19 protein-coding genes and 1 riboswitch are annotated in these 24,117 nt (G+C 48.8%); of the genes, 5 read left to right on the top strand and 14 right to left on the bottom strand.

Going from position 1 to position 24,117, the window contains the following annotated elements; all coding sequences use genetic code 11:
- Nucleotides 1–23 precede the first annotated feature (23 nt).
- The 3 genes from ACO0LF_RS00095 (at nucleotide 24) to ACO0LF_RS00085 (ending at nucleotide 4,450) form a co-directional block, all read left to right on the top strand.
- Complete coding sequence (locus ACO0LF_RS00095; protein ID WP_423010781.1) at nucleotides 24–812, top strand: hypothetical protein; 789 nt, start codon at nucleotides 24–26, stop codon at nucleotides 810–812.
- Between the two features lie 225 nt (nucleotides 813–1,037).
- The gene (locus ACO0LF_RS00090; RefSeq protein WP_423010779.1) at nucleotides 1,038–1,448 is read left to right on the top strand and encodes a hypothetical protein; all 411 of its coding nucleotides are present in this window, start codon (nucleotides 1,038–1,040) and stop codon (nucleotides 1,446–1,448) included.
- A gap of 128 nt (nucleotides 1,449–1,576) precedes the next feature.
- Nucleotides 1,577–4,450, top strand: a complete 2,874-nt coding sequence (locus ACO0LF_RS00085) for a M16 family metallopeptidase (protein WP_423010777.1) — start codon at nucleotides 1,577–1,579, stop codon at nucleotides 4,448–4,450.
- Between the two features lie 82 nt (nucleotides 4,451–4,532).
- On the opposite strand, the gene ACO0LF_RS00080 is transcribed toward ACO0LF_RS00085, so the two are convergent.
- The 7 genes from ACO0LF_RS00080 to ACO0LF_RS00050 form a co-directional block, all read right to left on the bottom strand.
- Nucleotides 4,533–8,678: a translocation/assembly module TamB domain-containing protein gene (locus tag ACO0LF_RS00080; protein ID WP_423010775.1), complete on the bottom strand. Its 4,146-nt coding sequence runs from the start codon at nucleotides 8,676–8,678 to the stop codon at nucleotides 4,533–4,535.
- A gap of 1 nt (nucleotide 8,679) precedes the next feature.
- Nucleotides 8,680–10,515 (bottom strand): autotransporter assembly complex protein TamA, encoded by a 1,836-nt coding sequence (locus tag ACO0LF_RS00075; RefSeq protein WP_423010773.1) that lies wholly within the window; start codon nucleotides 10,513–10,515, stop codon nucleotides 8,680–8,682.
- A 10-nt stretch (nucleotides 10,516–10,525) separates the two neighbouring features.
- Nucleotides 10,526–10,975 (bottom strand): ExbD/TolR family protein, encoded by a 450-nt coding sequence (locus ACO0LF_RS00070; protein WP_423010771.1) that lies wholly within the window; start codon nucleotides 10,973–10,975, stop codon nucleotides 10,526–10,528.
- 9 nt (nucleotides 10,976–10,984) lie between these two features.
- Entirely contained in the window at nucleotides 10,985–11,680 is a 696-nt protein-coding gene (gene tolQ / locus ACO0LF_RS00065; protein ID WP_423008802.1) for a protein TolQ, read from the bottom strand.
- A 63-nt stretch (nucleotides 11,681–11,743) separates the two neighbouring features.
- Nucleotides 11,744–12,142 carry a tol-pal system-associated acyl-CoA thioesterase gene (gene ybgC, locus ACO0LF_RS00060; protein WP_186957072.1) on the bottom strand — a complete coding sequence of 133 codons (399 nt, stop codon included), beginning with the start codon at nucleotides 12,140–12,142 and terminating at the stop codon, nucleotides 11,744–11,746.
- Between the two features lie 53 nt (nucleotides 12,143–12,195).
- Nucleotides 12,196–12,777: a hypothetical protein gene (locus ACO0LF_RS00055; RefSeq protein ID WP_423010769.1), complete on the bottom strand. Its 582-nt coding sequence runs from the start codon at nucleotides 12,775–12,777 to the stop codon at nucleotides 12,196–12,198.
- On the bottom strand, nucleotides 12,774–13,526 hold the full coding sequence (locus tag ACO0LF_RS00050) for an SDR family NAD(P)-dependent oxidoreductase (RefSeq protein WP_423010767.1): 753 nt from the start codon (nucleotides 13,524–13,526) through the stop codon (nucleotides 12,774–12,776). Before ACO0LF_RS00050 ends, ACO0LF_RS00055 begins: the two co-directional genes overlap by 4 nt.
- 197 nt (nucleotides 13,527–13,723) lie before the next feature.
- Nucleotides 13,724–13,860: riboswitch (ZMP/ZTP riboswitch) on the top strand.
- Between the two features lie 89 nt (nucleotides 13,861–13,949).
- Here ACO0LF_RS00050 and glyA point away from each other — a divergent pair.
- Nucleotides 13,950–15,200 (top strand): serine hydroxymethyltransferase, encoded by a 1,251-nt coding sequence (gene glyA / locus ACO0LF_RS00045; RefSeq protein ID WP_423010765.1) that lies wholly within the window; start codon nucleotides 13,950–13,952, stop codon nucleotides 15,198–15,200.
- A gap of 123 nt (nucleotides 15,201–15,323) precedes the next feature.
- On the top strand, nucleotides 15,324–15,776 hold the full coding sequence (nrdR, locus tag ACO0LF_RS00040; RefSeq protein ID WP_423008812.1) for a transcriptional regulator NrdR: 453 nt from the start codon (nucleotides 15,324–15,326) through the stop codon (nucleotides 15,774–15,776).
- Between the two features lie 2 nt (nucleotides 15,777–15,778).
- Here the strand turns inward: nrdR and ACO0LF_RS00035 are convergent, their stop codons facing one another.
- From ACO0LF_RS00035 to ACO0LF_RS00005, 7 genes are all read right to left on the bottom strand, one after another.
- Nucleotides 15,779–16,231, bottom strand: a complete 453-nt coding sequence (locus ACO0LF_RS00035; protein ID WP_423010763.1) for a type IV pilin protein — start codon at nucleotides 16,229–16,231, stop codon at nucleotides 15,779–15,781.
- Between the two features lie 29 nt (nucleotides 16,232–16,260).
- Complete coding sequence (locus tag ACO0LF_RS00030) at nucleotides 16,261–19,806, bottom strand: pilus assembly protein (RefSeq protein WP_423010761.1); 3,546 nt, start codon at nucleotides 19,804–19,806, stop codon at nucleotides 16,261–16,263.
- Between the two features lie 110 nt (nucleotides 19,807–19,916).
- Complete coding sequence (locus tag ACO0LF_RS00025; protein WP_423010759.1) at nucleotides 19,917–20,501, bottom strand: pilus assembly PilX family protein; 585 nt, start codon at nucleotides 20,499–20,501, stop codon at nucleotides 19,917–19,919.
- On the bottom strand, nucleotides 20,498–21,427 hold the full coding sequence (locus ACO0LF_RS00020; protein WP_423010757.1) for a PilW family protein: 930 nt from the start codon (nucleotides 21,425–21,427) through the stop codon (nucleotides 20,498–20,500). The genes ACO0LF_RS00025 and ACO0LF_RS00020 overlap by 4 nt, the downstream gene beginning before the upstream one ends.
- An 11-nt stretch (nucleotides 21,428–21,438) precedes the next feature.
- The gene (pilV, locus tag ACO0LF_RS00015; protein ID WP_423010755.1) at nucleotides 21,439–21,969 is read right to left on the bottom strand and encodes a type IV pilus modification protein PilV; all 531 of its coding nucleotides are present in this window, start codon (nucleotides 21,967–21,969) and stop codon (nucleotides 21,439–21,441) included.
- Between the two features lie 12 nt (nucleotides 21,970–21,981).
- A complete protein-coding gene (locus ACO0LF_RS00010) occupies nucleotides 21,982–22,584 on the bottom strand; it encodes a GspH/FimT family pseudopilin (RefSeq protein ID WP_423010753.1) in 603 nt (200 codons plus the stop codon).
- Nucleotides 22,585–23,762: 1,178 nt separating this feature from the next.
- A complete protein-coding gene (locus tag ACO0LF_RS00005; protein ID WP_423010751.1) occupies nucleotides 23,763–23,993 on the bottom strand; it encodes a hypothetical protein in 231 nt (76 codons plus the stop codon).
- Nucleotides 23,994–24,117: the final 124 nt, after the last annotated feature.

Raw genomic sequence — 24,117 nt, 5'->3', positions numbered from 1 at the left:
AAGAGAAAAGGGGATTAAAGACGATGTTAAGTAAATTAAAACAAAAATACCAAATGATGCGGGCGAGGAATATTACTAAATTTTCCGACTACAGGCGTCAGTTAGTTGATATACCAAATGCAGTATTCTTGCATTGGCAGGCAACAGCAAAAGATGAATTTCCCGGCATCCCTAGTGATGCCGTTTTTTTTACCCGAGCGGCAGAAGGCTTGATGATGTTTTTCAGTTGCATCAGCCGCAGTAAGCTGGCTTGTGCCCTGCCTTCAAAGGCAGCAGACTCTGTCTGGCATGCCTGGAACAGTTGGTCATCCATCAATCTGGATAATTTCTGCGGCAAACACTTTGGTAGCACCATACCCCATGTAGAAGCAGAAAATATGGCTAGCGGTATCGACGTCGCCTTGGCCAATTGTCTGGTCACCGCGCAAAGAGCGGAAGGTATATGGCCAGGCAGGCCGTCTGTCCCTCGCCTGTTTGCCCTGGATCGCCAATTGCGCATGCCCCACGGTTACGCCTATTTTGGCAACACCGTCAGCATAGGTTTCCAGGATATGAATGCACGCGGCTTAGCTAAAGGAAAACCTCACTACCCTGCAAGCTTTGAAGCCAGCCAGTTATTGGCCGCTGGCTTGATCACTGCTCTGGTTTATGAAGAAATGCTGAGTAGGCAAGCCCAGGCAGCCAAATCCGGTTCTTCATGTGGCGGCAGCAGTTGTGGCGGCAGCAGCGCCGACAGCAGTGGCGGCGATGGGGGTGGATCTGGCTGCGGCAGCAGTTGCGGTGGTGGCTGTGGCGGTGGTTGCGGGGGTTAATATTCGCCAGCCAGTGACGAAACCTTGTTGCTGACCATGCAGCGCGGTATTACCCATGCTTGTCACACCTGGATATAAAATTCTTTTGCGAATTAGAAAAAGAGAGCTGGAGCAGTAAACCTTGGAATGCTACCATTGCCAACAGAAAAACCAAGACCAATTACTAACGAAATATAGCGCCTGGTGATGAAGAATAAAGAAATGCATCTATCGAATATAAAAGTAATGAATATAAAAATAATGTTAACAGCCTTGCTGGCGATGACTGTCAGCGCCTGCGCGGTTGGTAACCGGTATTATCTTGGCGTAGCCGAAACTGACTCGCCACAAAAAATGGCGAATATCAAGTTCTCTCATGCGCTCAAAGTGACGGAGATTGATAACAAGGCATTCTTGCAAAATTCAGGTGCAGCTAATTCAACCTTGCATCAGGTGTTTTTGCCTGAGGGTATACACAAATTTGCGTTCAGGTATAACAGTGGAGTTTCTTATAGCTATGCAGACGCAGTGTTGACACGTCACCTGGAAGCGGGGAAAAGCTATGCCATCATGATGTCAGCACCGATAGAAAACAAAACCGTAGCGGGCTCTGACCGCAAGATTGCATTCAAGATTGAAGAAGTGGACAAGCCCTGACCTATATTTAAGGTGGTGAAGTTGCGCACCAAAGCCGGGAAATTGTAGCAAATCGATACAAAGCCCATTCCACCTGTATCACGCCAACAGGGTACACTGGCATTTTTATCTAGCCTGCGCTGCTATTTATGCCGAATTCCCCCTACTCCTCAGCCATAAAGTCATCCACTCCAGCTAAAAGCCTGATTGCCAGCCTTGTGTTACTGGCAGTCAGCCTGCCCTTGAGCTTGCCAGCCCTGGCAGAGATACGTCTGAACGACCCCATCCCCATCAACCCTGACTTGAAAATGGGCAAGCTGGAAAATGGCCTGACTTACTATATTCAGAAGAATGATACGCCGCGCAAGAAAGTGGAATTGCGCCTGGTGGTGAAAGCAGGCTCAGTGCTGGAAGATGATGATCAGCAAGGCCTGGCGCATTTCACCGAGCACATGGCTTTCAATGGTTCCAAGCATTTCAAAAAGCATCAACTGATTTCTTACCTGCAATCCATAGGTGTGAAATTTGGCGCAGACTTGAATGCTTATACCAGTTTTGATGAAACCATCTATATCTTGCCCATCCCTACCGACAAACCTGCCTATCTGAAGACAGGCTTGCAAGTCCTGGCTGACTGGGCACAAGGCGTGGAGATGAAGGCGGTTGATATCGACAAGGAGCGCGGGATTATCCTGGAAGAAGCGCGTCTGGGCAAGGGTGCCAGTGACCGCATGACGCGCCAGTTACTGCCTGAGGTATTCAATGGCTCCAAATATGCCGAGCGCCTGCCCATAGGCAAGGAAGACACCATCAAACAATTCAAGCATGACGCGCTGCGCCGTTTTTACAAAGACTGGTACAGGCCAGACCTGATGGCAGTCGTGGTCATTGGCGACGTGCAACCAGCAGAAGCAGAGAAAATGGTACGCAAGTATTTCTCAGGCCTGCAAAATCCCCAGCCTGAGCGCGCCAGGCCAGAAATCAATATCCCCAAGAATACCGCTTCCAAGGCGATGGTGATTACCGACAAGGAAGCCAGCAATAATTTGCTGATGCTGCGCTATCCTCTGGAAAAACAGCCCGCGCATGATGTCATTGCCGACTACCGCCAGGATATTATCCGCGGCTTCTACAAATCCATGCTGAACCGCCGCCTGGGTGCCTTGACTGAGCAAGCCAAGCCACCTTTCCTCGGTGCGTCTGCCGGCAATGAACAGGTAGTGGCGGGTTACGACTCTTTTATTTCGACTGCCATGTTGTCGCAGGCAGGCATACAGCCAGCCCTGGATGCGCTGATGCAAGAGAAAAACAGCATACGTCAATTTGGTTTTACGGCCACCGAGTTTGAGCGTGCAAAGAAAATCGAGGCGCGTGAATATGAGAGCATGTTCAATGAGCGCAGCAAATCCAACTCGGCCACTTTTGCGGCAGAATATATACGCAATTTCCTGACCAATGAACCTATACCTGGAATCAAGAATGAATACCTGTATTTCAAGGAATTCGCCGATGGTATTTCGCTGGAAGAAATGAATCGCTTCGCCAGACAGGCGACGCCGGATGACAGCGTCAAACTGATGTTTTATGTGGGCTCAAACAAAGCTGGCGAAACCGTCCCCAGCACAGAAGATTTGCTGGCCATGGCCGCCAAGGCCGAGCAACAAGCAGTACAGGCAAGGGTGGAAAAAGCAGCCAGTGCCAGCCTGATGACGGCATTGCCAAAAGCTGGCCAGATCGTCACTGAAAAAGAAAATAAACAACTGGGCCTGGTGGAATTGACTCTATCCAACGGCGTCAAAGTCACCCTGAAAAAAACTGACTTCAAGAATGATCAAGTCTTGATGAGCGCCCGCCGCGCCGGTGGCTTGTCGATGTTCGCTGATACGGATTATTTCAATAGCTATTACAGCAATCCGGTAGTCTGGGGCATGGGCATGGCTAATTTTAGCCAAAAGGATTTGCAAGAAACCCTGGCAGGCAAATCTGCCAATGTCAGAACCAGTATGGATAATTATTCCGAGAGCATAGCTGGTGCCTCGAGCAGCAGCGATATAGAAACCATGCTGCAATTGCTGTATCTGCGCCTGACTGCACCACGCAGGGATGAGGTGATGTTCCAGACCTTGATCAACTCTCAAAAAGAAATGGCCAGGAATAACTGGGCCCGCCCTGAAGCAGTCTTCTCTGAAGCGATTACGACGACGATCTATAAAGATAATCCACGTGTGCCACATCAGGCCAGGGTCGAGGATTTTGATAAAATCTCGCTGGACCGCAGCATGGAAATTTATCAGTCACGCTATGGCAGCGCCAAGGATATGCATTTCATCTTTGTCGGTAGTTTTGAGGTGGATAAAATCAAACCGCTGATCGCCACTTATCTGGCCAGCTTGCCTAACACGGATATCAAAACCACGTATCAGGATTTACATATCGATCCGGTACAAGGGGTGGTCAAGAAAGAAGTACACGCTGGTAATGAAGAGAAGAGCACGGTAGTACTGAGTTTCAACGGACCTTCGACTTATACACGCGAAGAGAATGGCCGCTTCCATGCCATGGTAGATATTTTGAATTTGAAAATCATCGACGTGTTGCGCGAAAAGCAGGGCTTGATATATAGCGGTGGCATGAGTGGTTCTTTTGAACGCATACCCAAGGATAGATATAGCATAGATGCAGAATTACCTTGCAGCCCTGAGAATGTCGACAAAGTCATCGCCGCCCTGTTTGCCGAGATCAAAAAACTGCAACAATCTGGCCCGCAAGCAGAAGACTTGAACAAGGTAAAGCAGTCTTGGTTGAAAGAACACCAGCAAGAATTGCTCAGCAATGAGAACTGGTTGAATCACTTACAAAATGCCATCTATTACAAGACTGAAGCTGAGTCGATATTGACGGTAGAAAAACGCATCAAGGCAATTACACCAGCACAAATTAAGGAAGCTGCCCAGCGTTATTTCAACTTCCAGAATTATGCGCAGATCGTGATGTATCCTGAGCAAAAGCAAGAAGCCAAATAAGGCCAGTCATCACCATCAAGGGGAGCTCATCTGTAGCAAGATGAGCTCCCCTTGATCTTTTCAGGCTGCTATTAATGTGGACCTAATTAAAAGAGAAAGTGTAATTCACATCCACCGCTGACTCAGTGCCAGTGCGGCCTATGATGCTGATACGGCGTGTCAGTTGCCAGCTGAGTTTGATACCACCACTGGCATCTGACAAACCGCGCTCTACCGACAATACCAAGCCAGGCATGAGGCGCTTGCCTACACTGACGACCTGGTCTGTGGTGGCATTGCTGGTGCCTGTGGAACCGGCGATGGTTTGCCCGGGTAAACGGCTGGAGGAACCATTCGATGACGAGCCTATCGAGAATTCATCAAAGCCCAGGCCTTGTACGATGTCACGTGGCACATTACGGCTGCCATCGCCCCCAAAGATGGCAGTAGCCGCAGACATCAGCAGCGAGGCATCGCCACTGGCCAGTTGATCCGAACCGCGGCCCAATACCAGCCACGAGAGTTTTTCTGCATCTGGCACGGCTGGTTCTGATACCAGCCTGACTTGTGGTGCACTGACTGTCCCTGCCACTTCTACCCCGGCCTCGACTGGCAAACCCTTGCGTAGTGCGCGTATGTTCAAACCAGGGTTGGATGGCGGCCCCTGGAAATTCAAAATACCGCGCTCTATCTCCAATTGCTGGCCATAGCCTTCATAAGCGCCCTTCACTGTGCGTATCGAGCCATTTGCCTGCAAGGGGCTGCCATCGCTGGAGCGCAGGCGCAGGCTACCTTCCAGTCCGGTATCCAGGCCACGGCCAACAAAGACAAAGTGCGGACCCATATCAAAACTGACATCGACGCGGGTTTTCAAGCCTTTATGATTACTGTCTGCTTCTGCCGCTTTCACCACGGCCTTATCTGTTTTGCGTATCACCACGACATCGCTGGATAGGCTGGGCGGTGGCAATTTGGGTAACCTGAAGTAGGCGCCATCGGCCAATACCTTGCCTGTCAGGCTCCAGATATTATTGGCTTCAACGATATTTGCCTGGCCAGACACCACCAGCCATCTATCCTTGCGTTGCAAGAGTGGGAACTGGTTCCATTGCGCTTGTATGCTGCCGGTTTCCTTGCCCATGTCGATATCGCCACTGGCTTTGAATTCGCCTTTTTTGCCTATCCAGTTTTCATCGCGGAATTGTGCATGGCGCGGCATATTGGTGACGGTGTTGGAAAATTGCAGATTCGTCACTTTCAGGTGCTTGTCTTCTATCTGCGCATCGAGGCTGCCGTTTGGCAATAATAAACCTTCGGAAGCAAAAGCGATTTCCATTTCGCGCCCGGCCAGATTGACCAGGTAAGCTGGTTTGCCTATATTGCCAGACAGGCGCGCATCGGCATTCAACTTGCCTTTTAATACCAGGCCAGGATTGATGAAGGGCCCCAGCCATTGCAAGTCAGGCACGGCTGCCGTGATTTGTCCGCTTAAAGGGGCGCTTGCCAGTATGGTCCAGGCATCATTTTGTTTGCTGAGCTGGGTATTGGCCTTGACTTGCCACTGCCCCAGGCGACTACCATCAGCCACCAGATCCAGGCTCAGATTGTCACCTGCACTACCGGCGACCACGCCACCCAGCTTCATTTGCAATTGCGCAGCACGTATGCCCAGGGCCACTGAAGTACCAGTACCTTCCGGGTCATTGAAGTGCAAATCACCACTTTGGCGCTGCAACTTGATCTCGCCCTGGGCACTGTCTTTTAATTGCAATTTCCATTGTGCGTTCAAGCGCAGATTGCCGCTGACTGCATGCTGAGGGTAAACCAGATTAGCGATTTCCAGCACATGGACATCACTGAGCTGGCCGCTGGTTTTAAGCGCGGCAGGTGTCCATTCCAGCTCATCCAGTTGCAACTTGCCCAATGCACTTTGCAATGACAGGCTACCCAGGCGCACCGATTGTGCCGATACTTGCAAGGGCGCTGAACTTTGCAAGCGAAAATCAGGCTGGCCATTTAAATTCAAAGCTTGCAACTGACCATTCCATGACCAGGCAGTGTCGTTTTTGGCATCGGTCTGCATGCTGCCATTGGCGACCAGGCTCAATGCCTGTTTGTTAGGGAAGATGGTTTCCAGGCTCAGTTTATGCGCGTCACGCCTGCCCTGTAATTTAAGACTCAGTTGTTCGAGCTTATCTGGATTATTGGCGTTGTTGCTGGCTGTGCTGCTGAGTGCAGGTAAATCACCACCGATATGCTGTGCCACGATCTCGCCATCAAATTGTCCTTTGGCACCGTTGGCCAGATTCAGGCTGGACTTCAAGCGCGCTATGCTGAATTGCTGGCTACCACGCTTAATACTGACTTGTTGTGCCAGGGCTTCCAGGCTACCTGCAGGTTCATTGAAGCGGCCACGCAAAATAACATCCGCTTTCAAATTGCCACCCAGGGCCAATTGCCAATTGCTGAGCAAGGGGTTGAGGTGACTCAGGTCCTGGGCATCCAGATTGAGTTTCAAGACATCATCTGCGCTACCCCAATTGCCTTGCCCTGTCAGGGTATTTTTACCCAGGCGCATGTCGAGTTGTTTGACCTGTATTTGCTGGTCTTGCAGCCAGCGCATATCCATACCCGCTTGCACAGGCTGCCCGGCATACTGCCCCTGCAATTGCTGCAAGTTGACTTGTACATCAAGACGTGGCGAGAGTTGGCCATGGGCGCTGAATTCTGCCTGGATACGACCAGCAGGCGTCGCTACCCAGCGTGCCGGATCAAAGTCCTTGAGGCTGGCCTTGAGCTTGAATGCCTGCTTGCCTGCAAAGCTGATATCACCCGCGCCTTGCAGATGTGCATCTTCAGCCTGCAAATCAAACTTGTGCAAATCCAGCAGCAGTTTCTCATGATGGTAACTGGCTTCTGCTTTCAGGCTGGCACGGGTATCTTGCAATTGTGCTTGCAGATTGATGCTGCTATCCCTGGCTGTCTGGGCAAAAAACTTACCCTGTATATTGCTGGCATGCAGGCGTTGATCAATTTGATGCAAATCTATATTCGCCAGAGCCAGTTTTAAATCCGCCTGCACTTGCGCTGCTTGCCAGTTGATGTCGGCATCACCTTGCAACTTACCCTTGCCTGCCAGTTGTACGGCCAGGTCTTTCAAACTCAGGTGCTGGCCTTGCCAGAATAAACTGGTGGTAAGCGACTGCACCGGCAAACCATGTTTGTCTATGCTGGTGGCCTGGGCATTTTGTATCTGGATGGGACCAGTCAAACCAAATGCCACCGTCTTTTTTTTATCATCACTGACGGGTTTTAATTGCGTCAAGATGCGCAAGTTTGCTTGCGGTGCTCCCGCCTGCCAGGCGGATGGGTCGAAATTCTGGACATCGATATCCAGCTCTTTTATATAAGGCGCAGTAAATGCGCTGATACCAGCCTTGGCATGGCCTTGCAGGTTTTTATTTTGCAGACTTTTATCGGCAGCATGATCGAGAGCAGCCTCTACTGCCACTTGCATATCATGCAAGCTGCCAGAGACTTTGCCTTGCAAGATGACAGGCGGTATCCCCTCCTGGACCTGGCCTTGCAGACTCAGTTGGCTATTCAGTTTGAAGGGGCTAAGACTGCCCATGTCGGCCACAGCCTTCAAATTTCCCCAGGGGCTGCTTGCTGCAGCCTGTGCTTTGAATTGCTGGTTTTGATAGGCAAAACTGCCTGTCAGCGCGCTGAGTTTTAAGTTTTCTATTTGCTTATCGTGTTCAACCAGTGTTGCTATGTGCAAGCGTCCCAATGCCAGCCTGGGTGCATTCACGCTTACAGGCAGGCTCAAGTTTGTGGGCACGCTGGCAGCCTGTTTGCCTGGACGGCTGGCAATGTTCAGGGCGCTTATCTCCAGCGCAGTAATATCGACCTGTTTGTGCCATAAGGCAGACGGATGCCATTGCAAAGAAAGCGCACTGGCATCTATATGTAAATCAGGGGAGATGAAACTGAATTGCTCAAGCTTGAGTTCATCCCCTATCGTGCCCTGCACGCCATCAAACTTGAGGCTGCCTGCACTCAACTTTTCTACCAGGGATAGCAAGCTGCGTGTTCCGGTTTCGGTCTTGCAAGCCCATATCAGCAAGATGCTGCTCAGGACGATTATCAGCAATGCGAGTTTGACTAATAAAAAAAACAGACGTGACAAAGGATGTCGCTTTTTTTTAGCAGGCAGTTTTTGCTCGGGCTGTTTTTCTTCTGTACTCATCTTAGAACGCAATTGCGATGGAGAAATCCAGGCGCACTTTCTTGGTTTGACGGCCATAGGCCAGGTCTAGCGCAATCGGCCCTGCTGGAGTCTTATATCTGGCACCTACGCCCATGCCTTGCTTCAAGCTCAATGCACGCCAGTTGTCTGCTGCATTGCCCACGTCCACAAACGTGGCTGCGCCCCAGGTCTGGTCCAGCCAGTGTACATATTCTGCACTGGCCGTTGCCATGACGCGCCCGCCGCGGGTGCTGCCTATATGCTGTATGCCCAGGGTCTGGTAGCCATAACCACGCACTGTCGTACTACCGCCTGTGCGGAACAGATAGTCTTCAGGGATACCCTCCTCGTCCTTGGAAAAAACAGCACCAAGTTCTGCGCGCAAGATAACACTATCGGTTTTGCGCACTGGTATCCAGCGTTGATATTTCGCATAGCTGCGTATGAAGCGCTGGTCAGACAATAAAGCCTTTTCTGAAGCAGCAAGATCGAATTGCAAAATCTCGCCCTTGCGTGGATCAAAGGGTTGATCGACATCGCGCCAGGTCCAGCCTATGCTGGCAACCAAGGCTTTGTTGACTTCTTCCGCCTCACCTTCTGAAGCAATTTTTTCCCTGACCATATTCAAGCCCAGGCGTTGCTCCAGATGGCCGCGAGTACTGGTACGTTTGACGCCAAGCGCATTGCGACTGGAACGCACACCAGCAATATTCTCGCGCTCCACCAGCACACCAAAAGAATCAAGGAAATTACTCTCCCTGGGCGGCAAGTAAATATCGGCATAACCCAGCTGTCGGCGTTGCTCCAGCCTGAGGGCACTACGCAAATCCCAGGCCTGATCGAGTATATTGCGGTCGCGATAAGCGATTTCGCTGCGGTAACCGGTATTGGTGCTATAACCCAGGCCAAAGCTCAAGTCACGGGCCTGGCGCTCTACCACGGTCACATCAACTGGCACGGCATCAGCTTTAGCTGGATCAGGATCAATACCAACTCCCACAGTCGCAAAATAAGCCGAGTTTTGCAAGCTGCGCTGAAAATCCAGCAAGCGCGAACGTGAATACACCTCTCCTTTTTTAGGAGGCTGGTAACGATCTATCAACCAGGATGGATAACGCTGCAAACCTGTTACACGCAATTCACCCAAAGTAAATACCGGGCCACTATCGACTTCGACTTGCAAGATGCCACTGTGCTGGTCAGCATCTATTTTCGCTTCACTGGCGATCATGCTGGCGGCGGCATAGGTATCCGCCCGTAAGCCTTCCAGCATTTGCGTCTTGGAATCTGACCAGTCAGCCTCGCGGAATGGCTGGCCTACTGCCAGGCCCCAGTCTTCCTGCATGGAACGTCGCCTTTTGATGAGGGCTTTATCCCCGGCATTAATTGCATCTGCCATGGGACCTTGCACTTTCAGCGAGACGTTCTCTATCACTGTGCGTGGGCCTGCCTCTACTGTGACATGGATGAGTTTATTTCCTGTCGCCGCTAACTGGTCGGGATTATCAAACTGGATTTGTGGCGAAAAATAACCTTCGGTCGCCATGATATTGCTGATATCCAGGCGTAATCTCCTGATCAAGGCTGGCGTGATGTTTTGTGCCTCGGCATTGCTGGCAAATTCGAGGATATGCTCTTTGAGTAAATCTGCCCAAGGCGATTTGGCAGCCTGTAATTGCAAGCGCCCGCTGCTGGTCTTGGTGGTATTGTCTTCGCTCTCTGCTGCAGATGCTGGCAGTTCTGTGCTGGCAGGTGTTTCAGTCTGCGCCCTCACCGCCCCTGCACTGCAAAGACCAGCACAGATCAACATCAATAAAGGGCGCAGTCTTATCTGCATCTGAATAAACTCACTTTGTCGCCAGACCAACGCGACTGATACCAAGTTTTTTTGCTTCTGAAATCACTTGTATGACCTCATCATAAATCATGCCCTTGTCAGCAGAAACCAGCACGGATAACTCAGGCTTGGCATCATGATACTCACGCAGTTTTTGCATCAACTGCTTGCGGTCCTTAGCCTCTTCCTTGCTTTCCTGGCGGTTATTGCCATTGTTACCGGCTTTGCTATTGATACTGATGGTCGACGCTGCATCAGGCCGCAAGGTGATTTCTATATAGTCAGTGGGTGGCTGGGTAGATTGCCCGGCTGTTGGCAAGTTGATGACGCTGGGATTGGTCATCGGTGCGCACACCATGAAAATCACCAGCAACACCAGCATCACGTCGATATACGGAACGACGTTGATTTCTGCCTTGAATTTGCGTTTACGTTCGCCACGCAGGGTACTCATGCTCACTCCCTCGCCCTAGCGTGACTGACGCTGGAGAATATTGGAGAATTCTTCGATAAAGGTTTCAAAGCGTATCGCCAGCCTGTCTATATCATGGGAATAACGGTTATAGGCCAGCACTGCAGGGATAGCCGCGAACAGGCCTATCGCGGTAGCGATAAGGGCCTCGGCAATACCGGGTGCCACCGCAGCCAGGGTAGCTTGCTGCACATTGGCCAGACCGCGGAAAGAATTCATGATGCCCCAGACTGTACCAAACAAGCCTATATATGGTGAGACAGAACCAACAGAAGCCAGGAAGGACAGGTGCGATTCCAGCAAATCCATTTCACGCTGGTAAGAGGCACGCATGGCGCGACGCGCGCCATCGAGCATGGCACCGGCATCCAGCGTCGCCTTATTGGCGGTCTTGACCTTGTGGTATTCACTCATGCCCGCTTCGAAGATACGCTCCAGTGCACCGCTGGTGTCGCGGCCAGTACGACGACTATTGGTCGCTGCCGCATACAAATCAACCAGATTGCCACCAGACCAAAAATTGCGTTCAAATTCCTCAGTTTGCCCTCGGGCTTTTTTGATGGCGAACATTTTGCTGAAGATATAAGTCCAGCTCGTCAATGAAACACCTAATAACAGGGCCATGACCAGTTGCACCAGCACAGAGGCATTTGTGATCAGGCTTAAAAATGAGAGGTCTTGGGTAACATTCATATTGAATCAATTCAAAAACAAAACACCGGGCAGATTATTGCAGCCCGAAAAATAAAAATAAACTCAGCCTATTTTTGCCAGCACCTCAGCAGGAATGGCTGCTGGCCTGACTTCTGCCTTGCTGACACAGCCCACCTTTATCTTGCCGCTGGCAAGCAAACGCTGGCCACACCAGGCTTCTTGCACAAATTGCACAGAGGCACGACCTAGTTTTTCGACCACGACAGTCAGCCTTAGTTCATCATCAAGCCTGGCGGGAGCATGATACTCGACTGCAGTGGCTTTGACGACAAACATCAAACCATGTTCATCCGCCATTTGCTGCTGATTGACACCCGCTGCCCGCAACCATTCAGTGCGGGCACGCTCGAAGAACTTCAGGTAATTCGCATAAAAAACGATGCCACCAGCATCAGTATCTTCATAGTAGACCCTGACTGGCCATACAAATTCTGTTTTCATAGTATAAACTTTACCAGCTATTCCAGCCATTAAGGGAATACATTTACTCTTTGTCACTCAAGTCCGGCAGGATATTGGACAGGCAGGACTTGCCATCCCCCGGTCTTGGGCAAGCCATCACTTAATTTGCGCGTATCTCGTGCTTTGCCATTGAACTTGCGCACGATAATGTATTTACCCGCTTCATATCCGCCATTGGGGATTACCAATCGCATTTGCTCGGGCTTGAGATATAGCAAGCAGGCACGTTCGCGCTCGGCAAACTCCAGGCGTTCCCATTTCTTTCTGGCCGGCTGATAACGAAATAGCAGGCCCTGCATGTAATTGGATGTAAATTCGCCGGAAATCAGCAGTAGCCGCTCTTTACTGCCCAGACATTGAACGGAAACCAAGCTCCCCCGTGAATTATCCTCTTCACCAGGATAGACACCTGTCGTTTCCCCATGCTGGCGCAGCACATAGACATGCGTATCCTGAATCTGATGATGACGCAAGACTGTGATTTTTCCGCCTGTGTCTGAGTCACATTGTATGACTTCTTTCAAATCAGGCGACAGACGCAGTTTGCCCGCTGACGCAGTTGCTGGCAGCTGGCAAACTAAAACCAGATAAACCAGAACCTGTCTGAAAATCACGCGGTAGTGCGCTTGATGACCAAGGGGCCATAGCCCTGGCAAGTCGGCATCATCTCTATGTGATTGATATTCACATGCGCTGGCAGCGTCGCTATCCAGTAAGCCGTTGCCGCGATATCCACCGCTGTCAATGGCACTGTACCCTCATACACCTTGGCTGCCGCTTCATCATTGCCACGGAAGCGCACATTGGAAAACTCTGTACCACCACACAGGCCTGGGGCAATATTGGTGGCACGTACCCCGGTACCTACCAGATCTGCACGCAAGTTGCGGGTAAATTGCTCGACAAAAGCCTTGGTCGCACCATAGACATTGCCACCGGGATAAGGAGTTTCACCAGCGACAGAACCGATATTGATGACCAGGCCTGTGCCACGCGCCACCATATCCGGCAAAATGGCTCTGGTGACTGTGACCAGGCCTTTGGTATTAGTGTCTATCATGGTGTCCCATTCATCCTGGGATGCCAGATGGGCAGGTTCTGTGCCCATAGCGAGGCCAGCATTATTGACGAGCACATCGATGTTTTTCCAGTCAGCAGACAAGCCAGCCAAAGCCTGGCGGATAGAATCCTTGCTGGTGACATCCAGGGTGACTGGCAGCAGGGCGGCTCCCAGCTCAGCTTTTAGCGCATCCAGTCTCTCGGTGCGGCGGGCAGCAGCAATCACCTTATGCCCTTCGCGAACAAATTTGCGGGCCATTTCTTCACCAAAACCTGAGCTTGCCCCTGTAATCAATACGATCATGCTGAATTCCTTCAATTTTTGTAGGTAATATGCCTAGCTGATGTTAACAGCCTATTGCATACTATTTTAAGTGCTTTTGCCGTTCGATACCTAAGTGCTAAAAATTTCATAATATTTACTTGTGCGAAAATTAATTTTTTTATAGCGATGCTGCTACTTGCCGATTCAAACGCCATCACGTAAAATCCTAGCACCATTTCATCTCACGTGACTGGCGAAGTGGCCATATCTGCCCTGTTAGACGGGCAAGCATCCTGGCCCAAGATGGAGATCCATCGGGAAGCGTGAGATTTCGGAGTCAAACTGACTCCAGCCGTGCGCCTGGGTAGCCTGATGGTAAAAGCAATGAGGCTGCCCCTATCCGTTTCAGACACCTCATTAACAACAATCATTGTTTATTAACAGGAATAATCAGGAACCGCCATGTTTGCAAAAAATCATACTCTCGCCAACGTAGATCCAGAATTGTTTGCTACGATACAAAATGAAAACGTCCGTCAACAAGAGCATATCGAGTTGATCGCGTCTGAAAACTATTGCTCCCCTGCCGTTATGGAAGCCCAGGGCTCCCAGTTGACCAATAAATATGCCGAAGGCTATCCAGGCAAGCGCTACTACGGTGGCTGCGAACACGTGGACGTGGTCGAGCAACTGGCCATTGACCGCCTGAAGCAATTGTTCAATGCCAATTTCGCCAATGTGCAGCCAAACTCAGGTTCGCAAGCCAACCAGGGCGTATTCTTCGCCTTGTTGAATCCGGGCGACACCATCATGGGCATGAGCCTGGCTGAAGGTGGCCACCTGACCCACGGCATGCCTTTGAATATGTCTGGCAAATGGTTCAATGTCGTGTCTTATGGCCTCAATGAGCAAGAAGATATTGACTACGATGCCATGGAAAAACTGGCACGTGAAACCAAGCCCAAGCTGATCATCGCTGGCGCTTCTGCATTCGCCTTGCGCATAGACTTTGAGCGTTTCTCCAAAATTGCCAAGGAAATCGGCGCGTACTTCATGGTGGACATGGCCCACTATGCCGGCCTGATCGCTGCGGGTGCTTACCCTAACCCTGTGCCTTTCGCCGACGTCGTCACATCGACTACCCATAAGAGCCTGCGCGGCCCACGTGGTGGCATCATCCTGACAAATGATGAAGCAATCGCGAAGAAGATTAATTCAGCGATTTTCCCAGGCCTGCAAGGCGGCCCGCTGATGCATGTTATTGCAGGTAAAGCAGTTGCCTTCAAAGAAGCGCTGACACCAGAATTCAAGGCTTACCAGGAACAAGTCGTCAAGAATGCTGCAGCTCTGGCGAACACCCTGACTGAACGTGGCCTGCGCATCGTTTCTGGTCGTACTGAATCTCACGTCATGCTGGTAGACCTGCGTCCTAAAGGTTTGACAGGCAAGGAAGCCGAAGCCATACTGGGTTCTGCCCACATGACTTGCAACAAGAACGGCATTCCTAATGACCCGCAAAAACCGATGGTGACTTCCGGTATCCGCCTCGGCAGCCCGGCTTTCACTACCCGTGGTTTCAAGGAAGAACAAGCAGTTAAAGTGGGTAATCTGATTGCTGACGTACTCGACAATCCGCATGACGCAGCGACGATAGAACGCGTGAAAGCTGAAGTCAAACAATTGACAGATGCCTTTCCAGTGTACCAAGCTTAAGAGATTCAACTGAAGCAAGGCTTAAGTATCAGGCAACACAATAAAAAGCCACTCGCTTGAGTGGCTTTTTTATATCAGGCAATTATAAAATCAATTATAAAAATCCATGGAGCACATTAAGACATGAAATGCCCTTTTTGCCACAATGATGACACCCAGGTCATCGACACCCGCGTTTCAGAAGAAGGTAATGTCATACGCCGTCGTCGTCGCTGTGCCGACTGCGACAAGCGCTTTACTACCTATGAGCGTATAGAACTGGTGATGCCCGTCATCGTCAAGAAAAATGGCAGTCGCACAGAATATGAAACCGCCAAACTGCGCGCCAGCCTGATGTTAGCGCTGCGCAAACGCCCGGTATCTGCGGAAGCAGTCGAGACAGCCATACAGAGAATAGAAGAAAAATTATTGTCCAGCGGAGAGCGCGAAGTTATGTCCGGTCATCTGGGTGAACTAGTCATGCGCGAATTGAAACGCCTCGACAAAATCGCCTACATCCGCTTCGCTTCTGTCTACAAAAGCTTTGAAGATGTATCCGAGTTTGCCGAGGCGATACAAGAAGTCAGGAAGAACTAAACTTACTTGGTCCAACAATCATTGACACTCAGAGAAGGACCACCAGTTAAGCCCCTGGCACCAACACTATTGATTGTGTAGGTAGCACAGGCATCACCAAACATCCTGCCCCCGGACTTAGGGACAGCCTGAATTGCATATGTTGTCGCAGTTGGCACACCTACAAAACTGATGTCGTAATCGACTGCCGTACCTGATGAGCCAATTGGGCTCACCAGGTAGGGCAAGACCGGCGCAACACCGGCGGCTGTCTCTTTATAGTTATTATTTTCGGTCAGAAAGCGCTCCATAAATTGCACATCCTGCATCAGCAATGACCTGACATCGGCACGTCGCCCTTTTCTTATATGTTCAGTATAAGAGGGGGCAGCAATGGCGGTCAGTATCGCTAAAATGGCTACAGCAATCAGTAACTCAATCAGGGTAAAGCCGCCTTGAGATTTTTTATTTAACACTTAACACCTCTGTACAAGTTGAACTTCAATTATTCCAGCGGTTTCAACAACTGCTTCCAGATACGGCGGGTTGGACTACCTTCGACAGGACGATCATCTCCTTTGCAAGCATCTGGATTGAGGTCGCAATTTTGAACTTTTGATGCCGGTTGATAAATAACAGCTCCGCCACCTTTTTTCAGTATCGTCGTACCAAATGTCAAACCACCTTGGCGACCACCAACAATAGCGTCTGTCGCATCTATCACCTTATCTCCATTGGTATCAAATGCGCGATACGATAAAGTATTTCCAGTCCAGGGATCCAGATAAAACGTCGTGGATTTACCATCCGAGGAGCAAGTATCAGCTGCACTTGCTGGGATAATCGTGGTAAATATCACTTCATCAAAAAATATCTGCGGATCTATAGTCAGACGTTCGCCTATCGACAAGTTTAAATCCATATACCATCCGCGCTTGGTGTTCCAGTCGACTTTTTGATTGTCAACTGCATAGAACGAAGTTCCAGACCAGCTCAATGTTTGTTTCTGCAAAGCGGACTGACTAGTGGTAATTGCCGACGATGTCACACTCTGTACACCTGTATTATCCCATACACCATACAAAGATTGAACTTTGGTATTCAAAGGGTCATCTGTTTCATAGATTTTACCCGTACCAAACAATACCATCATTCCACCCTTATCATGGGGTATCAAGTCAGGTTGCACAGTGATAGGCTGCACGACATTAGACAATTTTGCCTGGAACAATGGCTTACCAGAATAAGCAACCGTAGTGCCACTGCTAGCCACATCAAACTTCCACAGATTGCCCTGCAAATCACCAGCATAGATAGCTTTGATGGTTGTATCATTGCCCATCAAAATCCTTGGCGCAGACAAACCATTTGGCGTTGTAAGATCACCAACACCAGTATCGACTTTAGTGATGGCACCATCTTTCAAGCGTATGATGAACAATTTTGCGCGGCCAGACGTACTTTCATAACCGTTACCCATTACCGCAACCCAGTCACCATTCGGCATACGGCCGATTTCTGCATTGCCAAAGGTATAGCCCAAATCCGTATCATTGCTGGAGTTGATTTCCCACATAACTTTTGTTTCACCAAAAGAATCGGGATTAGTCACATCCAAGGCAAATACAGCACGACCACCAGCAGCCATCGTACCTACCAAAGCCGTTTTCCAAGCACCATCATAAAAGTCACCAACTGTTGGAGTACCATCAACAAAAAATCTATGCCCATAGGTAGTTCTGGACAGGGTTGGCAAATTACTCATGGCAGCCTTGGGAACATAGGCAAATGCTTCAACACCAGTCGCCGCATTGAATGCATGCAACATACCGTCATTGCCACCTATATATACCATTGCGGTACGAGTATTTTTTGTGATCAGGAAACTATTATATAAATCTTTACCTGCGGCGCTAGCGGGCATGAAACTGTAACCACCGTCATCCCCTTCTTTCACATACAGTGGTGCAGAATTTACAAAGTCACCAAAAGTCTGGGTCCTTGGACGCAAATAACCCAGATCAGGCCCACCTTTTATATAGTCAACGATATTGTCAGCCGTGACCTTAGTTGGTGGGTAAGTCGCTGCCTCATTTGTGAAAACCAGCTTATCTGTAGCAGCTAAGTTAGTGAAAGTAAATTCTTTACCCTTAGTCGCCAGATCTACATAAGTATATATTTTTCTACCAGGAAAAGCTGGTGCCGTGCCAGTCCAGCCTGTACCCGTAATCTTGCCCTGGAGATCCAATGGTTTTTGAATCAATTGACCGGACCAGTCAGAAGTACGGTAAGTCGAGGTGTACAAAGCACTGCCTGCACGTACTGTATTACTGGAAGTACCTACCGCAGCAGCGTCACCAACCCGCTCGGAAATAGTATTCAAAGAGTCTTCCAAAGCAGCAGCAAACTGTATAGGGTTGGATGCACTAAAAAACTTGCCTCTGGTATTAAACGCGGCGTGCCACAAATCATCAATCTGGTAAACAGAACCATCAGGCCAGGTTTTAGTGCCCGCAATCAAGGCTGGAATATCCACGGCGGGGTCCAAACTTCCACTCACTCCCAAGCCCACAGTGAATTGTGTCAAATGCTGCCAGAATGCCGGATCAGCAGTCGTTGTAGGCACATTCTTTTTAAGGCCAGTAAAGTCAGGCCGCAAATCATTTGCCCAGTAATAGGTGGCGACGTCCGCCAAAGTGCCGCTAAAACTATCGGAATACGGAGCAACCGCCTTATACTTACCTTTGCTGCCATCTGGAGCAGTATATTCAGGACCATCCGCACCATCAACATTGCCATTACGAGGTGAATTTGCGCCTGTGCCATTCCAGTAGCCGTCTGTCATCAGGATATTATAGTTCTGACGGCAACTCAGCTGTGTTGTAGTATCGCCCACACCATACTTGGTAGCCCAGGGGCCTTTATTGGTTGTGTCTCTAAAATACTGCCCTACTTCATCAAGCGCCTTGCGCAAAGGTGTGCCAGCTTGTGGCATTCTTTGTTGATACAAAGTATTAAGAAAAGCTGTTTTATTTGCGTCGCTGAAATCATCGGAGACGTGATTAATAACGGTACCGGTCGTATTAATAGTGCCATATCCTACGCGTATGGTTGAATTTTGTTTAGCAAAAGCCTGACCACTACCTCCTCGTGCAGAAAGTATGCGTGAACGGTAGTATTGAAACCAGTTGGCAAAGTTTTTTTGCTCTTCCACTACAGAGCAAGTGCTACCAAGGCAATCTGTCCGGGATGGGTCCTTGGGGTTTGGTATGGTATTCGTTGCTTTGAGTTCTACCCTGGTGAAGCAATCAAACTTGCTTGTAGTGCAATCTAACCTACCGGAAATATTATAAATATAATATAAACTCGGAAAAAAAGTTCTGCCATTTTTATCGTAACCAGTCGCATCATCTTTAAGGAAGTAATAGCTGGTCCCACTAAAGGTCTGGTTTTTAGTCAAATCTATGGTATTGGTATTACTACCGCCATTAGGAGCAACAGGATTGAATAAAGCAGCGGCAGGATTGGCTGCATCCATAGATCCTCCGCCTGCAGCAACCCAGGGTTTATACAAAATCTTTGGATTGTAATAAGCTTTATTTACGTCGGAAGAGCGCCATCTCGCAACCGTAAGATTGTCGCCAAATCCAACAATGACTTGATTCTCTTTGGAGTAGTCACCTGATCCACCCACATTATAAGTATCAACAGGCTTAGGGAAGGTTTGAGTTACCCAGCAAGAAGTATCCGCGCCAGGTGCAGTATCACCATTGCAATAATTATCAAATGTGGTGCCGGTAGCCTGATAACTACTGCCGTTCCAATACCTGTCCAGCGTAGGATTACCCGTCTTGGCTATATTGTCAGGCAACATATCAAACATCATGGAACCAGAATCGTCCAGAGTATAAAAAATATTCGGTGGTACATTTGGTTTTACCAAGGGCGGCACCTGAGATATGGTTGCATACGCATATCCTGACATGCCCATTTGGGCGATAAGGGCGCAAATCAACGTGCAACTCACAGATTTTTGCATACTCTTAATCATGATTTATTCCTTCATTTTTACTCTTAGCGATCATCATGAAATGGTTTCATGATTCTCGATCAATGGCGCTCACAAATTTCAAGACTTGTACAGCACCTCATAATGCATATTTATTTAGTGGTTCCGGCGCCAAGGTAAATAATCACTTGCAACCATATTTCAGAAGCGACGGAAATACCTGTTCCTCTGGCAGTAATGACATAGGCTTTCTGGTTTCCTGCAGAGTTAGAACCTGCATTTCTATTCGTGGTCAATCCGCTTCCAGTACTATCATCCTTGGGGCGATACCATTCTTCTATCATGCATTGTGGTGGTGATGCTGTATTCGTCACCAGAGTGCTTGATAAAACTTTGCCCTTTGTGGCCCAGTTTGAAATAGTCTTCCACAGTACAGGCGGCAAATATTGCCCAGGAGTAACTTGAACAGCAAGATTGACAGGAACACCATTGACGGTTGCTACTGTTCCCGGTAATAGCGCATCACCTCTATTCGTAATTTCAAATTCCTTTTGGCAGTAGCGTAATGCCGTTTCTGCAGCTTGAAATGCCACATTTTGCGCTCGTATACTATTCGTAAAACGTTCATCCTGAGTAGCACGTCTCACTGCCGTCATTGCCAGCATGGTAAGTACTATCATAAAGATCAATGCGGTCAACAAAACAAAGCCACGCTGGGAACTATATTGGTTTTTCATGATGTTTTTCCTTGTACCCTGCCACGCAAAGCGACAACGGTTGAGAAAGCCGAATACAACTTATTATCGGTTGCTGTGACTGTATTACCCTGGCAATCAATATAAGTTTGCTTGGCAGTGGTGACATTCGTATTGGTTGAAGTGACAACTACACAAATTTTCGCCGATATAACGGCATCCCAAGGTGAGGGTTGACCAGGAGTTCCTATTGCGTAAACCGGCAGTGTGGTCGGTGCAGCTAAACTCTCCAGGGAAGCTGCAGTATAAAATCCGTCCACAGATTGATTTCCATCACTGTCATAGCCATAAGTGACAGACATAGAAACCACATTGTCTGCTATCGGTTGCCCGGCCATAAAATCTGCCCCTGGCGCAACGCCACCATTACCAACACAATACAATTCATTACGACCAGTCGAAGCATTGGTCGCAATATAAAATCTGTTTTCCACATTGGCAGGAGAGCTCAGCACTGGACGCCCCATACAATCTGCCGGACCGGACACGCCTGCAGAAGAACCTGTATTAGAATTGACCGACTCAACAACATAACCGACTGAAAATGCATCTGGCGTGGCCCCACCAGTACAGCTAACTTGGCTCGCTGTTGGCGACGTAAAACCGCCAGTGCAACCTTTAATACCTATACCACTAAAATTGGTAGACCCGCCTTTCCCACCCTTTGTACTCGTTGACGCACTTTGCAGTTCACCATAACCTATCATGCGCACATGAAAGGCCATCAAATTCAATGCCAGACGTCCCTCTTCCTCAAGCAAGGCTTTGCTGTCAGTGACTCTGTAGGTCTGTGTATTCGTCACATAAAGTGAGCCAACAGCCAACAGGATAATGAAGCCAATCACCATCGCGACCATCAGCTCTATCAATGAACGGCCGTGAGCATATTTAATATTGAGGTTTTTCACATGTATCTCGCTTAAGGCGTGAATCTAATGGCAAAACAACGTACACCTACACCTGGTGCCGGAGGTGAACCTGTAGGGCAAGCAGGATCAACTGTGGTCAAATTCAATTCTTTCCACATCACAATCAAATCATAACCACTGGTAACTCCGCCTACAATAACTGGATTAACGTAGCCAGCACCACCATATAAACGCTTGGCTAAACCTCTCTGCCACTCGGCAAGATCCGTTTGCGCCACCAGTAAAGGTGTACAGGTAGCACCTTTACATGCCGTAGGCACGGTAGGCAAGGTCGCAATGGTGGTAGCATAATCAGTCGTATAGACATAGAACTGACTCGTCACACCAGCGCCATTTGCCCGCATGCGATCTCCAAGGTCATAGGCTGCCTGGGTGGCATCAGCACGCAAGTTAGCAATTTTTAAAAATTTTGTTGTGTTGGCTTGCAGGCTTGCAACGCCCAAAAGCCCCACGGCAACAATAACGATAGTCACTATGATCTCTATCATTGAAGCGCCGGCTTGTTTACGAAAATTAATCACTGTAGTCACTCCTTAACAGGGTAGTGTTTTTGAAACACGAGCCCGGCCGCCCAAGGCGACACATAAATACCGGTCATGGCTAGCGTCACTATCACTAGGTGGCCGTTTGATATTAAAATTGGCTGGTGCCGTGAATGTTTGACCAGTCGCACCAAAGCTAATGAAGTTTGTCGATATATCCGGAGACGGTATGATGGCACCCTCACTAAAGCTACGCATAAGAGGGGGCTGGACACGAATAATAGTGTCACCAGTGTCAATCACACCATTTTGATTGAGATCTATAAAAAGTACCCAGCCACTGCCCCAACCTGCATTTGTAGTTGCTACGTTATTGTCGGTTGCACAGACAGGCGCTACAGCCTCAGGATTATCACTCCGGCACAAAGTTACTCCGCCACCTAGCTTCAATGCCTCGCTCCGAGCAAGAAGCAGTGCCCCTTGCAGCGCATTAGCACTCGTCGAAATACGACTAGTAGTAATGAAAGCACTGTATGAAGGCAGAGCAATTGAAGCCAAAAGGGCAACAATCACCACCACAATCATCAACTCTAGCAATGTAAAGCCTTGCTGGTATCGGATCTTTTGGATCTTTTTTAATTTAAGTATATTCATGTTAACCCACCTTATGTGAATGCATCATATCTGTGACTGCTACCCAAGATCAAAGGCTACGCGACTAACGGTTAGCTTTTACTGATGAAAGGAGGCAACTGTTTTCAAATTGGCATTCCTGAAATATTCGCAGACTCATTTCTTTAGCGACGCAGCATGCTTTTTTCAGAATGATTGCTGCCTTCATAGAGAACCAGCTACCTGGAAGTAATAAATAGTTAATGGTAAATAATTTTAACTTGCCACTTATTGCTGAGTACAAACTTGGTTAAAAATAGCACTAAAATTCTCTTAATTCATCACTTTAAAGACTCAAAACCAGTCACCGCAAAAGCCTGAGATAAATAACTAAGATCTGGCTTAACGTTTTACAGGATCGTAGTATTCCAGGTTTTAGAAGTTTGAAGTCGAAACAAATAAAACACATTAGCTCCTTTTCATTGCCTGTCGCTTCGTAAAATCTTTTCAAGTTCAAGCGAATTTAGTGATCGTTCGGTCCCCCTACTCCATCCTCCATCAACAGCGTTATATCTTCGGGTGGCTTGTTTTCTCGCGCATGGTGTATGCCTGTATTTCCTGTTAAGCCATGCTAGTATAAAAAAAACAAATATCTCTGTTCATCAGCGAACGCCCGCTGGGCTCCTGCGTGCGCAGGAGCCACGATTGAGAGGTTTTGCGTTGAAATGCACGCATCCGGATGCAAAGATTTGAACGCAGCATCACTGATTGTGGTGTCAATGCTGGCAGCCAGCCATCCAGGTCATAAGAGAGTTGGCCTCACAACCAAAGAAACATATATCTCTGCTAACCAACGGACGCCACTGGAGCGCCAGCCCGGTGGCCTCCTGCCTGCGCAGGAGCGACGATGCGAAGGTTTTGCGTTGAAATACGCGCGTATACGGACGCAAAGATTTGAACGCAGCATCACCGATCGTACTGTCAATGCTCACAGCCAGCCGCCCAGGTCATAAGAGAGTTAGCCCCCCAACCGTCGCTCCAGCGCAGGCTGGAGCCTAGCGTCGTTGCTTGATGCGCCGTACAGTGAGCAAGGTCGCGATTGACCGATAAGAAAGTGGTGCGCACAGCGCACCCTACTGCGGTAATGAGGTGATGTTGCCTGGAAATCAGATAAAGAATGAAACGAAACGCCAAAGCCGCAGAGTCAAAGCAGAGATGTCTCATGTTTTTGCTGCTCTTTTGTTTTTCTTGTCTTTCTCAGTGCGACTCTGTGTCTCTGTGCCTCCGTGTTGAGAGGCCTTGATCTTGATCTTGATCTTGATCTTGATCTTGATCTTGATCTTGATCTTGATCTTGATCTTGATCTTGATCTTGATCTTGATCTTGATCTTGATTTTGATTTTGATTTTGATTTTGATCTTGTTTTTAGTTTGTATTTTCCGTTCGCGCAAAAGCAAAACCCCCACTCAATTAAATGAGCGGGGGTCTGCAGAATAAAAGCCTGACGATAACCTACTTTCACACTGGTTGCAGCACTATCATTGGCGCGTAATCGTTTCACGGTCCTGTTCGGGA

This window comes from Undibacterium sp. Di27W, assembly GCF_049340345.1.
Lineage (GTDB): Bacteria > Pseudomonadota > Gammaproteobacteria > Burkholderiales > Burkholderiaceae_D > Undibacterium.
This window is presented reverse-complemented; position numbering and strand designations above follow the sequence as displayed.

Coding starts and splice junctions, on each gene's coding strand:
- ACO0LF_RS00090 (WP_423010779.1), top strand. CDS start 1,038: ATGAATATAAAAATAATGTTAACAGCCTTGCTGGCGATGACTGTCAGC.
- ACO0LF_RS00085 (WP_423010777.1), top strand. CDS start 1,577: ATGCCGAATTCCCCCTACTCCTCAGCCATAAAGTCATCCACTCCAGCT.
- ACO0LF_RS00075 (WP_423010773.1), bottom strand. CDS start 10,515: ATGCAGATAAGACTGCGCCCTTTATTGATGTTGATCTGTGCTGGTCTT.
- ybgC (WP_186957072.1), bottom strand. CDS start 12,142: ATGAAAACAGAATTTGTATGGCCAGTCAGGGTCTACTATGAAGATACT.
- nrdR (WP_423008812.1), top strand. CDS start 15,324: ATGAAATGCCCTTTTTGCCACAATGATGACACCCAGGTCATCGACACC.
- ACO0LF_RS00025 (WP_423010759.1), bottom strand. CDS start 20,501: ATGAAAAACCAATATAGTTCCCAGCGTGGCTTTGTTTTGTTGACCGCA.
- ACO0LF_RS00050 (WP_423010767.1), bottom strand. CDS start 13,526: ATGATCGTATTGATTACAGGGGCAAGCTCAGGTTTTGGTGAAGAAATG.
- ACO0LF_RS00030 (WP_423010761.1), bottom strand. CDS start 19,806: ATGATTAAGAGTATGCAAAAATCTGTGAGTTGCACGTTGATTTGCGCC.
- ACO0LF_RS00095 (WP_423010781.1), top strand. CDS start 24: ATGTTAAGTAAATTAAAACAAAAATACCAAATGATGCGGGCGAGGAAT.
- glyA (WP_423010765.1), top strand. CDS start 13,950: ATGTTTGCAAAAAATCATACTCTCGCCAACGTAGATCCAGAATTGTTT.
- tolQ (WP_423008802.1), bottom strand. CDS start 11,680: ATGAATGTTACCCAAGACCTCTCATTTTTAAGCCTGATCACAAATGCC.
- ACO0LF_RS00080 (WP_423010775.1), bottom strand. CDS start 8,678: ATGAGTACAGAAGAAAAACAGCCCGAGCAAAAACTGCCTGCTAAAAAA.
- ACO0LF_RS00010 (WP_423010753.1), bottom strand. CDS start 22,584: ATGAATATACTTAAATTAAAAAAGATCCAAAAGATCCGATACCAGCAA.